14 protein-coding genes and 1 CRISPR repeat array are annotated in these 16,008 nt (G+C 54.6%); of the genes, 2 read left to right on the top strand and 12 right to left on the bottom strand.

The genetic code is table 11. From position 1 onward, the window contains the following. Nucleotides 1-515 precede the first annotated feature (515 nt). Nucleotides 516-1,478 carry a hypothetical protein gene (locus tag OFAG_RS08350; RefSeq protein ID WP_020995135.1) on the top strand — a complete coding sequence of 321 codons (963 nt, stop codon included), beginning with the start codon at nt 516-518 and terminating at the stop codon, nt 1,476-1,478. 614 nt (nt 1,479-2,092) lie between these two features. On the opposite strand, the gene OFAG_RS08335 is transcribed toward OFAG_RS08350, so the two are convergent. The 12 genes from OFAG_RS08335 to OFAG_RS08270 all read right to left on the bottom strand — a co-directional run bounded on the left by OFAG_RS08335 (nt 2,093) and on the right by OFAG_RS08270 (nt 15,394). Continuing rightward, nucleotides 2,093-2,539: an Hsp20/alpha crystallin family protein gene (locus OFAG_RS08335; protein WP_005876719.1), complete on the bottom strand. Its 447-nt coding sequence runs from the start codon at nt 2,537-2,539 to the stop codon at nt 2,093-2,095. Between the two features lie 522 nt (nt 2,540-3,061). Next, nucleotides 3,062-3,693: a CRISPR direct-repeat array (repeat unit 32 nt; unit sequence GTTTCAATCCACGCACCCGCGAGGGGTGCGAC). A gap of 234 nt (nt 3,694-3,927) precedes the next feature. Continuing rightward, complete coding sequence (gene cas2 / locus OFAG_RS08325; RefSeq protein ID WP_005876723.1) at nt 3,928-4,218, bottom strand: CRISPR-associated endonuclease Cas2; 291 nt, start codon at nt 4,216-4,218, stop codon at nt 3,928-3,930. A 3-nt stretch (nt 4,219-4,221) separates the two neighbouring features. After that, complete coding sequence (cas1c, locus tag OFAG_RS08320; RefSeq protein ID WP_005876725.1) at nt 4,222-5,241, bottom strand: type I-C CRISPR-associated endonuclease Cas1c; 1,020 nt, start codon at nt 5,239-5,241, stop codon at nt 4,222-4,224. Continuing rightward, the gene (gene cas4, locus OFAG_RS08315; protein ID WP_005876726.1) at nt 5,238-5,864 is read right to left on the bottom strand and encodes a CRISPR-associated protein Cas4; all 627 of its coding nucleotides are present in this window, start codon (nt 5,862-5,864) and stop codon (nt 5,238-5,240) included. Before cas4 ends, cas1c begins: the two co-directional genes overlap by 4 nt. Nucleotides 5,865-5,866: 2 nt before the next feature. Next, nucleotides 5,867-6,712: a type I-C CRISPR-associated protein Cas7/Csd2 gene (gene cas7c / locus OFAG_RS08310; protein ID WP_005876727.1), complete on the bottom strand. Its 846-nt coding sequence runs from the start codon at nt 6,710-6,712 to the stop codon at nt 5,867-5,869. Continuing rightward, nucleotides 6,709-8,712, bottom strand: coding sequence for a type I-C CRISPR-associated protein Cas8c/Csd1 (gene cas8c / locus OFAG_RS08305; protein ID WP_005876728.1), 2,004 nt, complete (start codon nt 8,710-8,712; stop codon nt 6,709-6,711). Before cas8c ends, cas7c begins: the two co-directional genes overlap by 4 nt. Then, nucleotides 8,709-9,416 carry a type I-C CRISPR-associated protein Cas5c gene (gene cas5c, locus OFAG_RS08300; protein WP_005876729.1) on the bottom strand — a complete coding sequence of 236 codons (708 nt, stop codon included), beginning with the start codon at nt 9,414-9,416 and terminating at the stop codon, nt 8,709-8,711. The genes cas8c and cas5c overlap by 4 nt, the downstream gene beginning before the upstream one ends. A 9-nt stretch (nt 9,417-9,425) precedes the next feature. Then, nucleotides 9,426-11,894 carry a CRISPR-associated helicase/endonuclease Cas3 gene (locus OFAG_RS08295; protein WP_005876730.1) on the bottom strand — a complete coding sequence of 823 codons (2,469 nt, stop codon included), beginning with the start codon at nt 11,892-11,894 and terminating at the stop codon, nt 9,426-9,428. 279 nt (nt 11,895-12,173) lie between these two features. Next, nucleotides 12,174-13,070 (bottom strand): AraC family transcriptional regulator, encoded by an 897-nt coding sequence (locus tag OFAG_RS08290; protein ID WP_231371686.1) that lies wholly within the window; start codon nt 13,068-13,070, stop codon nt 12,174-12,176. 322 nt (nt 13,071-13,392) lie between these two features. Then, a complete protein-coding gene (locus tag OFAG_RS08280; protein ID WP_020995134.1) occupies nt 13,393-14,013 on the bottom strand; it encodes a bactofilin family protein in 621 nt (206 codons plus the stop codon). 15 nt (nt 14,014-14,028) lie between these two features. Further along, nucleotides 14,029-14,916: a polysaccharide deacetylase family protein gene (locus tag OFAG_RS08275; protein WP_005876733.1), complete on the bottom strand. Its 888-nt coding sequence runs from the start codon at nt 14,914-14,916 to the stop codon at nt 14,029-14,031. 262 nt (nt 14,917-15,178) lie between these two features. Continuing rightward, on the bottom strand, nt 15,179-15,394 hold the full coding sequence (locus tag OFAG_RS08270) for a DNA-binding protein (RefSeq protein WP_005876734.1): 216 nt from the start codon (nt 15,392-15,394) through the stop codon (nt 15,179-15,181). Between the two features lie 98 nt (nt 15,395-15,492). Here OFAG_RS08270 and OFAG_RS12965 point away from each other — a divergent pair, with 98 nt between their 5' ends. After that, nucleotides 15,493-15,888, top strand: coding sequence for a helix-turn-helix domain-containing protein (locus OFAG_RS12965; RefSeq protein ID WP_005876735.1), 396 nt, complete (start codon nt 15,493-15,495; stop codon nt 15,886-15,888). Nucleotides 15,889-16,008 lie beyond the last annotated feature (120 nt).

Below are 16,008 nucleotides of genomic sequence, written 5' to 3'. Positions count from 1 at the left end.
CGGCAAGCGGGACTCTTTTTCCGGCGGTTTGGCCGCCTCCGGCCTGTTTCCAAAACGGGACAGACGGGCGCACGGGCGGCCTTTTTCCCTTCATTGCCCTTTTTCGTTTGGCTTCCCGATGAATCGGACAGAGCGTCCGGCCTGAACCGCTTTCCTCCTGATGCCGGTTCTTTTTTTCCGGGGACGCGTCGTAGCCATTTGCAGGCCTTCCTGCCTGTTCATTCGGACTGGAAACCGGGCACTCCGGGAAAAACGGGTTTTCCTTTCCGGCCGGGAAAACCGGCGATCCTCTCAGGCGCGGCGAGGAGCGAAAGCCATTTGTCCGGAGACGCCCGGAAAGCGGGAAAACAGGTTGGCCATCTTTCGCAGCGCCGCAGCCGGTTCCGCCGGGTTTCACCGGTTTTGTCAACATAGGGCGGTTTTGCAGCTTGCCAGCGCCGGGGAATGTCGGCTATGGTACAGGGCGGTATGGTATGGTTTATGCTGTGTATGCGATAAACGGGGAGGATTTCGATATGAATGCGTCAACTGGAAAAGCCTTGTCCGGACTCTCGGTTCATTTGCGTTCCTGGGGAGCGATGGCGCTGCCGGCCAGCCAGCTCCGGCCGGACATGGATTTCGGCGACAAAATGAGGCCTGTCCTGTCCGATTCCCATATTTATCTGGTGTGCAAAAGACCGGCGTTTTCATTCGATCCCGCGACTTTTTCCGGGTCCCGGAACCGGATTGGCGGCGATCTGGTGTGCAAGGCCGGCGGGGTGCCGAAATCCATCCCTTTTGAACTGGCACTGCCGCTGAAAGAAAAGGAGACGGCAATCGCGCTCTCGCCTTTTCCGCACCGGGAGATACGCATACTGGATGAAAAAGGCGAATGCGTTCGCCTGCTGACCGCGATGGGACTCAGCCAGCATCCCGACGTCCTGAAGCAAGACCGCTTTCCCAACGATATGGAAGTTTTATATATCGGCAATGTTTTCGCTGAAGGAGACACCCCGGTTTTCGAGCGGATTGTCCGGAACGGGCCGCTGCAAGAGCTTCTGGGAGCCATGCAACAGGCCTTGCCGGACGACGAAATCATCATTTACGCGTTCCAGTACCTGCCTTACGAACTGATTGCCTTATCCGGCCGCTTGCAGCATGAAAACGGGAAGGAAGCGCCGGGCGGGAACCGGTTCGTTTCGGTTCGGGACCATCCCTTAACGGAGCATCAGAAAATCTGTCTGGCCGAAGCCGGACTGATCAGCTATTTCCAGCCTGCCTGGCAGGAGGCGGGCGGGAAAATGATGCCTGAAGCCGGTCAGGCCGTTTTCGAGGCTTGCGACTCGCTGGATATCGCGGGACTGGTCGTGGAAATCTCGACGATCCGCGGCCGTTTCAGGCTGTATTCCGCCAGCTCCGCCCTGATCGAGCATCATATGGCCATGATCAATCTGGCCGATCCTGTCCTGCGGTCGGCCTTTTTTTCGATAAAGGTCTGATTTCCCGGCAAGCGGAAAACCGCTCAGGCCGGAAAGAGACAAGGCCCGCACATTTTTTGGCATGCCTGCCGGAAAAAAAGGCCAATGACCGGACTGCCGGGCAGAAGCACGGTATGGATGAAGGGCTTTTTGCACGGATCCTGTCCGGAACCCGGAAGAAGCGGTAAACCGCTTTTCCTTCTGTCCCCGAAAAGCGGAAAGCCAACGCCGGTCAAAAGCGGGAAAACACGCCTTTTTGCCGGTTTTCCGGCACATGGGCTCGCAGGCGTCATGGCAGGCGTTTTGAAGAAAAGAGGAGACCTGTCACGGCTTTTGCGGAGCCGTCAATAAAACCCGTCATTTGCGGGCAGCCTGTTTGCCCCTCTTTCCCTCCTTTGGCCATTCTTTCCGGTCGGGCCAGCCGGACGTTTTCAACGATTTTCTTCCTTTTTTGCCTGATGTGCCGGGTTATGCGCCGCCTTCGCTCCGTTCCGTCATGCCGCAGGCAGCCTCCCCTTGCGACCGGTTTTTCCAGGGCCGTACCGGGTGAAACGGGTTTTCGCTTTCCGGACAGAACCGGGGCATGCCCGTAAAAAAGCCGGATTGCTCCGGCTTTTTTGAGGCAACGGTTCTTCTCAAGCAATCGGGATGAGTTTGTTTTCAGGCTGTTTGGGAACCGGTGCTTTCGGGAAAGCGATTTGCAGGATGCCGTTCTCGAATTTCGCGGTGACATCCTTCGGTTCGATATTCTCGCCGATGTAAAAACTGCGGCTGCATTCGCCGGAATACCGTTCCCGGCGGATAAACTGGCCTTTTTTGTCTTTTTCCTCACTGTCCGCCGTTCTGGCGGCGCTGATCGTCAGGCAACCGTTGTCCAGTTCGATCTTGACGTCTTCCTTTTTGAAGCCCGGCAAATCAATGTCCAGTTCGTAGGTATTGTCCAGTTCCCGGACATCGGTCTTCATCAGGTTTTTGACATTCGAACCGAATACAGAGGCATTTTTCGCGAAAGCGGGCACCAGAGTGAAGGCGTCGCCAAACATGTCGTCGAACAGTTTTTCACCAAAAACGCTGGGTAACATAGTCTATTCCTCCATTATGTCAAGCCATCCAAACGGATTGGCCTTTCAGGTGTCTGTCATATCGTCTCCCCTTCCTTTTTGTATTGGAAAGAGGTTCCGAAACCGGGATTTTCACCTGATGGAAAATCCCGTCCCTGTTTGTAAAATGGGTTCCCGTTGATATTTTTCAAGTCCTTTTTCAAAGAAATGGCAAGGCGAAAACAGGCTGTCAGCAGGGAAAAAACCGCTGCCGCCGCTTTCGCCGCTGGCCACCCTTGCCGGCAAAGCCGTCCCTGCCCGGGCAAGGTGGCAATCGGAAACGGCAGGCGCTTTCCGGAAAAAAGGCGATTCCATTCGCGTGCAAAAAAGAACAGCGTGGCTTCCTGTACGGTCTGTCCGGAGAAATGGCGCTTCCGATTGGCTCATGGGCAATCGGGGCAGTTCATAAACGGGTATTGACGACAGGACGGAAAATGGAGGTTACCCCGCGCACCCGCGAGGGGTGCGACCTTTCTCCTCGTCTCCAGCATCCGGTGCGGGGACGTTTCAATCCACGCACCCGCGAGGGGTGCGACCCGGTTTAGCGTCCGCTCAAGGTCTTTGGCCGGAGTTTCAATCCACGCACCCGCGAGGGGTGCGACCAGTTGATTTATTGCATAGTCGGGCTTCTAATCGGTGTTTCAATCCACGCACCCGCGAGGGGTGCGACCGGCGTCCAGTACGGCCTCCTGGTCATCGTCAGAGTTTCAATCCACGCACCCGCGAGGGGTGCGACGGGATTGAGCATCAATGCCTTTGCTCGGAAATTGTTTCAATCCACGCACCCGCGAGGGGTGCGACGCGGTACGACTGTTCGTAAATGGCGATACAGTCCGCGTTTCAATCCACGCACCCGCGAGGGGTGCGACGAGACAAGAGCGCCGGAGCCTGTATATTCAGCGCGAGTTTCAATCCACGCACCCGCGAGGGGTGCGACCGGACAGACTGGAACAGGCGGGCATAATTGGCAAAGTTTCAATCCACGCACCCGCGAGGGGTGCGACCCGGTGCCGGTACTGGTGACGATGGAGCCGATACGTTTCAATCCACGCACCCGCGAGGGGTGCGACTAGTTGTCTGTTTCATAACCTACCGCCTATTTTGGTTTCAATCCACGCACCCGCGAGGGGTGCGACTGTGCCTTTTGAAAACCTGATGAACAGGGCTTTTGCAAGGCAAAATGCGAGAACCTCCCCTTTTTTCTGGCCCGTTACGGCCTTTTTTTATGAGGGAAACCGTTTTCGCCCTATTTTCAAAGACTTGGGCGTGCGAGCATCTCTCCGGGAAGAGTCTGTGAACCTCTGGTTCTCGCGTTTGTTTTTTCGTAAGCGGTCTCCTTTGTCTCAAGCGGGTTTTCAATGCCGCGGTTTTCAGAAAACGAGCGGCCCTTCGGGATCAATGGCGGCTTTCGCCCCCACATGTTCCAGCCGGTTTTTCCAGTTGGCGCCCAGAAAATAAAAGCGCAGGCTGTCCTTTTCCTCATCCATGCAATTGATTAAAGCGGCACGCAGGGCTGTCCATTGCGCCGGTTCGACAAGACATTCGAAAACCGAATACTGGACGCGCTGTCCCCAGTTTTCGCAGAGCTTCGCTATTTTCCGGAGCCGTTTCTGTCCCTGCCGGTCTTCCGTGTTGACGTCGTAGCTGACCAGTACCATCATGATTCACCTCGTGACAAAGGGGGGATAGTCGGCCTGATCGCCGCGAAGTGTCCGGGCAAGCAGTCTGGCTTGCATGTGCCACAGCAGGCCGATGGGCATTTTTTCTTTCAGAAAAGGATGCAGGACGGTTTCCTGTTTGCGGTTTTGCCAGGCCAGGAGGATTTCCCGGCGCAATTCGTCTTTCATCCGTACCGCCCCGGATTCGGTTTTTTTGAACTGTTCCGGTCTGATCTGGCCCCGGTTGATGAGGGTGCAGACCAGCCTGTCCACAAGATAGGGGCGGAATTCTTCCATTATATCAAGCGCCAGTCCCGGCCTTCCCGGCCGGTCACGATGCAGGAATCCGACGGCCGGATCGAGGCCGGCACTTTCCAGTGCGCTGCGGATGTCGTGCGCCAGCAGGGTATAGCAGAAAGACAGCAGGCAGTTGATTGCGTCCCGCGGCGGCCGCCGGCTCCGGCCATTGAAGGTAAAGGCGCCGCTCTTTTCTGTAAGCAGATGGCGGAATACGCCGAAATAGGTATTGGCGGCTTCCCCCTCGATTCCGCGGACAACGTCCAGCGGCAAGTCCTGCTTGAGGCGCATCAGGGACTGCGAAAGCCGGTTGCCGGCTTCACTCAGTTCCGGATGCGGGCGTTCGCGGGCGGTTCGTCGGAGGACGGTGCGGCAGTTGACGATTTTTCCGATGCAGAAAGCGCGCGCCAGCCGGGCACTGGCTGTGGCGTCGTCGGCCTGACGGTACTGTTCGCGGCGCAGGAGGACGTTTCCCGAAACGGGGCCGTTCATGGCGGCGAGGAAGCGGCCGTTTTCCGTCAGCCATGAAACGGTGACGCCGTTTTCGGCGCAGTGTCCCAGCAAAAACGGGCTGCATGATACCTGTCCGAAAAGAACGAGGCTGCCCAGCGTATGAACGGGAATTTTTCCCTTGACCTGCCCTTCCTGTCTGATGGCGACGCATTCGCCGTCCTTGAAGAGGTAACTCTCCGGTGTGGTGACGTAAAGGGTGTTCAGGTACTGTTTCATGCTTCTTCCAGCAAGGTTTTCAGGTAGCGCCCGGATAGGTCGGCCGACAGGCCGGGAAGGCATTCGTCTTTCAGCGAACAGGCCTTGCAGCGTTTGTCGCCAACAGGCTGCGGCCGTTTCGTCTGATTGAAGAGCGCATGGACATCTGTCACGGTTTTTTCCGTCAGGCGGCGCAAAGTTTCATCGAAGACGACGGTTTCGCGCCGGCGCGTCTGGCCGTAATACAGGGCGCCTTCGGCAATGGGTATCCCCAGCATTTCTTCCAGACACAGGGCTTGCGCGCAGAGCTGTACCCGGTCGGCATCCGATTTTTTCGGCCTGCCCCGCTTGTATTCGACGGGATATGGCCGCCATTTTTCCCCGTCCGCATGAAATTCGACCACATCGGCTACACCGCTTATGCCGAGCCGTTTCGAGGACAACGGGAGCGAGGTGACGGTTCGGACGGTTTTCCGGCTTTCGGTTTCGCCGGAATGGGCTTTTTCGTGCAGGATGCGCCCTTCGGCCGTGAAGACGTTTTCTTCCCAGGCCCGATCCAGATGGATCAGGGCGCACTGGCGCGGGCAGTACAGGATATGCTGCAACGCGGACAGGGGGATGAAATCGGATTCCGGAAAGGACATGTTCAAAATCCGTCGATCACTTCCGGAACAAGCCCTTCTGTCGCCGATTCATCAATCGAATACGAACCATCCGGATTCACTCTAAGGCTCTTGTGAACTTTCGCCGAGGAATACTGTCCGGCTTTGCAATTGTGTTTCCACCAGAACACTTTGTTCACTGCCATGCTGCCTTCGGGACGTGCCGACGAGGCATCGTTTTCAAACAGCCTGGGCAAAAGCGATTTGACGATTTCCGCATCTTCATCGCTGAATCCGGTTCTCTCGGCCAGTTGCGGGTTCATGCTGCCGTAAAAGACATATACGCCTTTATCGACACGGTGTTTCATGCCCATGGTATCCGAACCGCGTTTGCTTCCGTCGCCTTCGCCGCTCACGCTTTTTGTGATTTGCGTACTGCTTACACTGACGGGTTCAACGCTGAAAGCCGATTGCAGGGTGACCGGTCCCCGGATCGGAATGGAAACACCCGAAGAATCGCCGCCGAAAGCAAACAACTGGCCGAATGTCCGTACGTCGAACCATTTTTCGCAGGCTTTTTTGGCAGCCAGGTCTTTGGGCGTTTTCTTCTCGTTGAATGTGTCTTTTCCCAAGCCGTATTCTGCCGATTCGGCGCGGTTTCTGAGTGACGTCATGCCATCCTGTTTTTTTTCATCGGACTGCACGAAGATGGATTGACCGGCTTCCTGAAGACGGTCGCGCAACTTGCGTTTGAGACAGACGTCGGTAATTTCACCAAAGCCATCGTAATCCACACGCGGACGATTGCCGTTTAAAGGATCGCCGTTCGGATTGGCATGGTCAACTGTCAGAATGACGGCAAAATCGATTTTGTGCTGCAATGGGCTCATTCGTTTTCTCCTTGCGTTTTTTCAGTGGTTTCGGATTCTTTGGCGTTGCGGAAGGCCTGTCGCTGGCAGTGGTAGCCCAGCAGAAACTCGCCGCTTAATCTGTCCGGTTTCATGAATTCTTCCGGATTGAAAGCGTTCGTTATTTCGTCCATCAGTTTGTCCATATTGCGTATGAAGCCTCCCCGGCTTTGTTGCAGGCGTTGCCGGTAGGGCCGTATCGCCTTGTAGAGCTGGGGCCATGTAGCGTAAGGCAAATCGGCAAAACGCTGCATCAGCCTTTCCGCATTGGTCGGCCGGTTTTCTCCGGCCAGAAAGAGCGCCATGCTTTCAATCCGTTCGGCTACAGCAAGCAATCGTCCATAGAGATAATCCCGTGACGTGTTTGTCTCATCCAGACCCATTTTGTGTTTCCTCCTTTGTTTTTCCAGTGGATGGCGTGCGCAATATCCCTTGTACATGGCACAGGCAACCCCCAGCGTCATTTCCCATTCCCAATTGTCAAGACCCGCCCGATTGCAGGCGCGACTGACACAGCAGGTAACCAGATCGAAAGGAACCGGCCTTTTGCCTGCAATACAGGGAAGCAGACGTTCGACTGTGTTCTTTTTCAGCTGGTCGTCGATTCGTTTTCCATAGGCAGCCAGGGCGATTTCAAGGGGTGTGGGCGCGGTTTCTTTCCAGAAGACTTCCGTTTTCCTTTTTTTACCCGGTGGCGCATCAGCTTCCCGGGTACGCCGTATCCACCAGACCATGTCGTTTTGCCAGCTCTCCAGCGCGAAACGGTATTCCGGCCAGAGCTGTTCCATGTAAAAAATGACGGACAGCCGTCCCGGCGTTGCGGAATCAAGGCCCAATATGGCGACGGTATCGTTTTCATCGATGTCGGCGTCAAAGCCTTGCAGGCGTCTTTTCAGTTTTTGCGCAAAGGTCTGTCCCAGATCGCGCGTGTGGTCGATGGCCGGCTGGCTGACTGTTTTTTCACTCTCGTTTGAATCATCTGTACTGTCCCGCGAAAAGTCCGGCATCTCTTCGTCGTCGTCAGAAAGAAGGTCATTTAGAGGCTGGGGCACCGGCCTGCCTTTCGGCGTCCATGCCAGAATCACCTGATCGCCATTTTTGTATCCCTGCCGTGCTATCAGCCATCGCAAGGCGTTATGCGCCATATGGCTGGTAGCGTATCCCACTGAACAGGCTTCGTCCTGTTCAACGAAACGCCCCCGGAATGTGAATCCGCTTTTGTCGTTGGCCGATATCAGTTTGGCGCCGTCCCCCGGCCGCCGTATATTGCGCGGATGCTGGTTTGCCAGAAACATGTCTGAACCGGAAACCATGCAAAGTCCCTTCTTGCTCATCTGGCTGGCATCGTATGCTGTCCAGCTTTTCTGGAGATCTTCGCTTGTCCAGGTTCTGGATTCGTTTTCACCGGGCATTTCGACCTGCCAGGCAATCATCAGATTGCCCTGGTCACGCTGGCTGATTCCGTTGACTTTTTTGGGCGTCAATACCCTGAATACCGGAATGTCCTGCCCTTCTTCTGTCACGGTTGCCAGCTTGCCTTCCTGGTTCAGATAAAGAAGCTTTTCCCTGACCAGATCGCCGACCAGTGTGCCTTTGCTGATATAGGCATATACGGCTTCGGCCATCGGATGGCTGTGCGGAGACTGAACCCACCCGGACAAGGTTTTCTCATATAAGCCGAAGTACCCTTCTTCTTCAGAATAAGCCGGATAGTCCTTTGCGCAATACTTGATCTGGTCGATCAATGGATGGGCTACCCGTCCGCTGGTACGGCCTGCCGAATCTTCTGTCGCCGGCAGGATAACCGACTGTTTGCCGATGAATTCAGCTCCCCGAAAATGACCTTTTCCGTCTATCCGGACAATAATGTGGACTTGCTGGCTGGTGTGTCCGATTGGCGTCAGCGTATTTTCCTCATCGGCAAAAAGGGGATTGTCGAGCACATTTCCGTAGGTTTCATAGAGTCGCTGGAACCATGTCATAAGAGTCCCTCCTCTTTCAGTCCGCTGAAATTGACATCCTGTACGAATGTTTTCGGTTTCATCGGACGGATCGGTTTGACGATTGCGCATTCTTCAGGCGGAATGAATTCGATAATGCCGTTTTTCATGACGGGGCGCCAGAAACGCGCTTTCAGCCTGTTTTCCCCGGTTTCATCGGGATAGTCGAAACCGTGAAACATCAATCCGAATCCCAGTTCGTCCAGATCGTCGTAAGCCCCCTCACCTTCACCGAACCGGCATGGCTCGACATAGCCCTGACAGTCGCGCGTTCCCAGAAATATGTCCTGGCGGCCGCCTCTGGCAAGCATCCTTTTGGCAATCTCGTAATGTTTCCCGTCAATGCGATCGTGCGCGAGTTCCGGCCGGTGAAGGTTCCAGTCGAAACAGGCTTCGACCTGATAGGCGACATTGGCCATATAGGTGTAGATGGACAGGGTATTGCCCGCTTTGTCATAGGCGATGGGTTTCATGCCCTTGGTCTGCGTCTTAAACGGTTGCATGACCCGCACCCTTTTGATATGCCAGACTATCGTGGGCTTCCAGTATATCGATTTGGCGATTCCTTTCAGCGCTTCATAAGTCGGTATGTGATAGGAACATTTTTCCCCGCCCAGATGGGTGATGGGGTCGGTAAAAAGGGCATAACGCCCGTAAACCAGAAAGGTAATGCTGTTTTTTGCCATAATGACCTTTCAATAATGCAGGAAATCCATTTTCCCGGTCGCTTCAGCTGTAACGCCCGTTTCGCTGTCGTAATGCGATTCGAGCAGGTACAGGATGCCGGTTTCTTCCATGCGCCTGACGGCATTGCCCAGTTTTTGCAGGGCGTCCGGATAAAGGTTGACGGAATAACGCTGGGCTTTTTTCAACAATTGTCTTTTCCGGGATTGGGCCGCCATATCGCTGGAGGGCAACGAACACAGTTGCGCAATGATGTCCTTGCCTTCACCATACGGAACCAGAATGCCCTGTGTTTCGGCCTCGATGGCGGCAAACTGTTTTGCCGCTGTGGCAAAAGACTGGCAAAGCATGCCGTTTTCCTGACTGCCGACGTTGTTGCGATTGCTTCCCAAAAGGTTCAGCAAGCTGTCTTTTTTGCCCGACAGATCGCAGGGATAGGCCATCCTGTCCTGCCTCTGATGAAAATAGTAGGAAAAATACCGTTCGATGATGTCGGGATCGGAGAGGTCGCCCATTCCGTTCTGGAGACGTTCCCGGTATTCGTCCATCACCCTCAGAAAGACATTCCGCCCTTCGCGGATATCGTCCAGCCGCCGGATATTTTCAAGGCCATCGACGACGCGCACGATGTGGACGGTACCGTAGCCGCTTTCCATGTTGCGGTTGCAGCGGCCGGCCGCCTGCAAGATGGAATCGAGTCCCGCAGCCAGCCGGATTACGCTTTGGAAACTGATATCGACGCCGCATTCGATCAGTTGCGTGCTGACCAGCAAAACAGGTTCCTTTTTCGCCAGCAGTGAACGGACTTTTTCAAGAATGGCCGTCCGGTGGGCTGCGCACATTGACGTGCTGAGGTGAAATACGTTCTGCGCGTTTTTCCCGCTGCAATACCGGTACAGTCCGGTTGCCCAGCTTTTGGTGTTGACAATGACCAGGCAATTGCCTTTTTCACGCTGTTCCGACAGGGCAAGATCGCCCACTTGCTCAAGGTTCATCGGAGACGGCGTGTGATCCACGAAACGGACACGCTGCAATTGGCGGAACAGTTCTGCCAGATCGGGCATCAGTTCGGGATCGTCGGCCAGACGCAACTGGCCTTTTGCCGGATTCGGCACATTTCCCAGCAAAGGTTGCGTTGCCGTGCACAAAACAGCGCTGCTGCCGCATTCTTCGACCAGAAAATTCAGGGCATGGCAAAACAAATGGACACAGCGGATCGGCAGCGTCTGGATTTCGTCGAAAACGAGAACGGCATTGGCCAGATTGTGCATACGCCTTGCGGAAGCCGTCCCGGAGCCGAACAGGGTTTCCAGAAACTGTACCATGGTAGTAAATACCACTGGCGTTTCCCAGTTGGACGACAAGAGTTTTCCCTGCCATGTTTCCCGCACGGGTTCGATATTCGAATGGTGTTCCAGTACGATGGTTCCGGGTTCTTCGTCCTTTTCCAGAATGTCGCGGACGACTTTGGCATTCTGTTCGATGATCGAGGTATAGGGAATGATGTAAACGATACGTTCCAGCTGGTGCTCCATGACGTGATGTATCGCGAAACGAAGGCTTGAGAGCGTTTTGCCGCCACCGGTCGGAACGGTCAGGGTATAGATGCCGCGAGGGGAACGGGACCGGGCATAACAGGCGTCGGCGATATCGCGCCGGAGGCGGCCGATCATGTTTTCCTTTGAAAAGGCGGACAGTGCCGTTTCGAGGCGGCCCGCCAGTTTGGGCCAGTCGGGATTGCCCAGCCGCTTGCGCAAGGCCGCGTACTGTTCATCCTCGAAACAGGCGCTGTCGATACGGTCGGCGTCCAGAAGGCAGCTGAAAAAACAGCGCAACAGCAAGCCTTTTTTGAAAAAAACGGTGTTTTCATATTGGGCGAAAACAGTTGCCGGATTTTCTTCCTGTGCAAGGAACTTTTTTTCCGTTCTGCGTATGTTCTGGCATTTTCGATACCATTCTTTCAGGATGTTTTCTTCCGATATACTGTCGAGCCAGTCTTTTATGGCGAAATCGACTTTCGATTCACATTCGGCAAGATGGGTGTTTTCTTCTTTTTTGTTGAGCCGGTTGCCGAAACCGTTTCTGCCATCTGGCAAAAGACAATCAATCAATCCGCTATGGTGCGAACACACGCTCAAAAACATCAGCTGAGCATAAAGCGGGTATTTTTCCCGTTCGAGTCGTTTCCAGACATATTTGGCGCCGGCTGTGGAATGATCTATTTTTCCTTTTTGGGAAACCGGATCAATGTATTCATCGCTATCCGGATCGATGACCCCGTTTGCGGAAAGAAGATACAGCTGGAAAGTTTCCGCATATTTTCCGAAATCGTGACTTATGCCCGCCAGTTCCCCGCTTAGGGGTAGTCCTATTTTTCTCGCAAATGCCCCGGTCAACCTGCAAACGGACAGCAAATGGTCTTTCAGTGTCTGTTTTTTCCCGTCATGCCGACGGATATGAGCCAATGCCTTCTCGTTCAAACGTTTTTCTCCTGAGGGCTTTCATACAGCGATTGTCGGTTTTGAACGCTCTCTTTTACCTGCTGAAAAGCTGGGCAGGCAAATAGCCTGAAGCAGACCCGGCTATGCCTGAACAAGTGTATCAGCAACTTCCGGCATCTAAAACGATTTTCCCTCCTTCATAACTGTGCCGTTGTTTATCGGTAAATGTTAAAACTCATCCTTTATAGCAGACTAAACATGCACTATAATTTTTGTTTTCTCTAAAGTAACAGGAATTCTTTTTCTGTTTAGTCTGTTCTACCCCACCCCGCTCCGGATGTTTTTCCGGTATTCCCCCGGCGTCTGGCCGGTCAGCGACTTGAATTGCCGGTTGAAATGGGAAAGGTTGGCAAAGCCGGTTTCCCAGGCGATGGCGGAAATAGAAAGCCGCGTTTCAAGAAGGAGGCGGCAGGCGTTTTCGATGCGGATTCCGGCAAGGAAGGCAAACAGGGTTTTGCCCGTTCTCTGCCTGAAATGGCGGCACAGGGCGCTGGGGTTCATGCACGCTTCGCGGGCGATGGCTTGCAGGCAGAGGTTTTCGCGGAAGTGTTCCCGGAGATAGCGGCAGACGGTATCGACGGTTTCCTGCCGTCTGAGAGCGGTTCCGTTTCTGACGGGGCCGGAGGCGATCAGGGACGTTTCCTGCGAACGGGCGAGCGTATCGAGGAGCGCCAGCAGCCACCGGATGCGGCCGATTCCCTGCCCTTTGTCCAGTCTCTGCACCTGTTTCCGTATCTGGCGGGTCAGGGCCGGGTCGCTGTACCGGACGCCCCGCCTGCTTTTTTCAAGGACGGCGGCAATGGCGCGGTATTCGGCTATGCCGTCCATGTTGTCCGGAAAGAGGCTGGGGGAAAAGTAGAGGATTTCGCAGGCGCTTTCTTCGCTGCCGTTTTTTCCGGTCAGGGAATCGCACAGGTGCAGGTGCGGAATGTCCGGGCCGATCAGGGTCATGTCCCCGGCCCGGTAGTTTTCGACGGCATGTCCGATGTATTCCCTGCCGGTTCCCGCCGTCACGATGACGAGTTCGTATTCCTCATGGCAGTGCAAGGGATAAGAAAGGTGGGGGAAATGGGCGAGCGACAGCGACTGGCCGGCATCGTGGATGATTTTTCGCTGGACGACTTTCATGGGCGATTCGCTTGTCTTATTGGGCAAAACAGCTCACCGATGATACATCAGTTTGCCGGAAAATGCCGCTTCCGGCTTATGCGGGAATTCCCTGTCCGGCAGGCACGCTCCTGTCCCGACGCGTCCTGCCCGTTCACGCTTTCCGGCAAAGGACGGGTTTTCCGGGGCCGCGTTCAGGCGGCAAAAGCGAAGACGAAAGGAGCGGATGTGAAAACCCGTCCTTTTTTCCAAAGCGGCAGGCGCTTTCCGGGCTGGAGGGAAAAAGGCTGTTTGGAAGATGGCGGCCGTTTCGGGCATACACGGTATTGCCGGTCATGACGACACCGCGGAGTGAAACGGCCGGGAACGCTTATTCGCTGATGATGGTTCCTTTGATGATGGCCCCTTCGTCGATACTGATGCGGGCCGTCCGGATATGGCCGGTGACTCTGGCGGCGGACTGGAAACGGGCAATGCCCGATATTTCCATGTCGCAATGGGTATTGCCGTTGGATACGATGTTTTTTGCGAGGACTTTCCCATCGGCCAGTACCGAAAGACTGTCCAGTTCGACGGTTCCCTCGCTTGTGAGGTTTCCCGTTACTTCCGCCGCATTCAGGTAGATGTTCGCGCCGGTCAGGTTGCCGGTGATTTTTCCGAATACGCTGATTTTCCCGCCGGCGCTGATATCGCCATTGATGACGCCATATACCTCGATATCGCCCTGGAGGGTGCAGTTGCCGTCGATTTTGACGTTTTCCCCGATGACCGTCGTTCTGGACGGGACAACGGCCACTTCGTCAGGCGGCCCTTCCCGGTCGTTTCCCGCGGTTTCCCATACGGGTTCTTCAGGTTCGGCAGGACAGCATGCGATCTGGTTCGCCGGCAAGGGAGACAATGCGGGAGCGACTCCGGGACTTTCATTGCCCAGATTGAACTTGCTGATGAATTCATCCCACGCGACCCGGGCATTCGATTTTTTACCTTGCATGTTGTTCTCCATTTTTTAGTTCCGATAACCAAAGGCGACTGGCCAGGTGTCGTGTTGCAGCCGGTCGAACCGGAGGCCTTTCGCCCGGTAGTGTTCGATGATTTTGGGCAGGGCTTTGAGCGTTCCGGTTTTGCCGGCGCTGTCGTGCATCAGCACGACAGCGCACTTCTCGACAGGCGTGCGTGAGACGACGTTGGCAAAGAGGGTTTCCGGTCTGACTGGCACATTCGAAATGTCGCCGGCCGATACGTTCCAGTCGAAATAGACGTATCCCCGCCGCGTCATTTCGGCGATCAGTTCCTGATAGATGGCGCTGTTATAGACGTTGATGCTGCCTCCGGGGAAACGGAACAGGGTCGGCCTGACGCCGGTTATGTCGGTGAGTCTTTTCTCGACGGCGGCGAAATCGTCCAGCCAGGCTTCCACGGACGCATAGATTTTCCGGTAACGGTGGGTTTCGCTGTGGATGCCGAGACTGTGGCCTTCACGAAGAATGCGTCTGACGGTTTCGCGGGCCGCCGGAGAGTCAAGGTGTTCCCCGATGACAAAGAAAGTGCCCTGGATGCGGTAGTGTTTCAGGACGTCAAGCACTTTTTCCGTCACCGGAGACGGGCCGTCGTCGAAGGTCAGGTAAACGGTATTGGCGGATACGATCCGGTTTCCGGCGGGCGCGACCATCATGTCCGGATACTTTTTCTGGTAGGAAAAAACATCCCGGCCCATGAATTCCAGGCTATCGCGGGCCAGCGATTCGGTCGGGATCCGGTTCATGTCCCGGGTAGCGGCGAAACCGACCTGCCAGAAATAAAACGCGGCGCAAACAGGAAGACTGAGCAGGACAATAAATCCCGCCGTATAAAGATGCCTGAAAAAACGGACACTTCCCCAGTAAGCCTTATTCATTGACGCTTACCTGAAAAGGACTGGCTGACAGCATGGCGCAAAAACGGAAAACGGCCAAAGCAAAGCGGTGGGGATTTTTCTGTCGGGTTTCCGGACGCAGGCCGGCGATCCGAGCGGTTTTTTCTTTCTTCATGGAATCTCTTTTTGGGAGCCGGCATCCGCGGCAGGGGCCCGGTTCCGTTCATCTCATAAAAACGCGCCTGCTCTTCACATGAAGGAACACGCGAACAAAGGAACACGCGAACGATCATCACTTTTATACTTATTCCTGCATGTCGAGGCTGGCTTCTTCCTTTTTTTTCAGGGAAGGTTTCATGCCCAGTTCAACCGCTACCTGATGGGACAAGCCGAAATTGCCCTTGATCGTGCCGCAGATCACTCTTGAAACCAGATAATACGGATAACCTCTGGCACTGGCCCATTCCTTCAAAGTGATGCCCTGTTCCCTCAACTTGCGCTTTGCTTCTTCGCCTGTCATAGTTAAATTTGCGTATTATTCAACTTCAACAATAATGCTACGGATGAGTTTATTTTGAGTAATTATTTACGCATTGTCAACAAATTGAGTAATTTTCTATGCATTCAATCGGTGAACGACTGAAGGAGGAAAGGAAACGGCTGGGTCTGTCGCAGGCACGGCTGTGTGAACTGATGGGTATTTCACGCAAGACCCTTTTCGGCTATGAAACGGGAGAACGGTCGCCTACCGCCGTTTTTCTGGCTGCTTTGTGCGATCACCAGTTCGATGTCGATTATATTCTGAAGGGAATGCGGAAGACCCCGGAGTTGCCGGAGATCGAGAAAATCCGGTCTGCTGCGGAAACGGCTTATCAAATGGTCTTGTCTGTGGGGATTCCGGTGTCCGCGCATCAGTTTTCCGAAATGATGATGACCCTGCTTTGCGGTTCTCCTTTGTCTGTTCATGAAAAAAACAACATTTCCAGTGAAGAAAAAAGAGAAAAAAAACGGTAAAAAATGAAGTGTAATTGCATTTTATTTCAGGCGGCTTGGTAAAGAAGCGCCGCGGCCGGCCCAGACGGCCCGGGGTGGGCGGCGTTTTGCCATGAGACCGGCCGGGATTTTCCGCATGTG

The sequence above is a fragment of the Oxalobacter paraformigenes genome (assembly GCF_000158475.2).
In the GTDB taxonomy this organism is placed as follows: domain Bacteria; phylum Pseudomonadota; class Gammaproteobacteria; order Burkholderiales; family Burkholderiaceae_D; genus Oxalobacter; species Oxalobacter paraformigenes.
The sequence above is the reverse complement of the archived record's forward strand: the minus strand, read 5'-3'. Positions and strand labels throughout refer to the sequence as shown.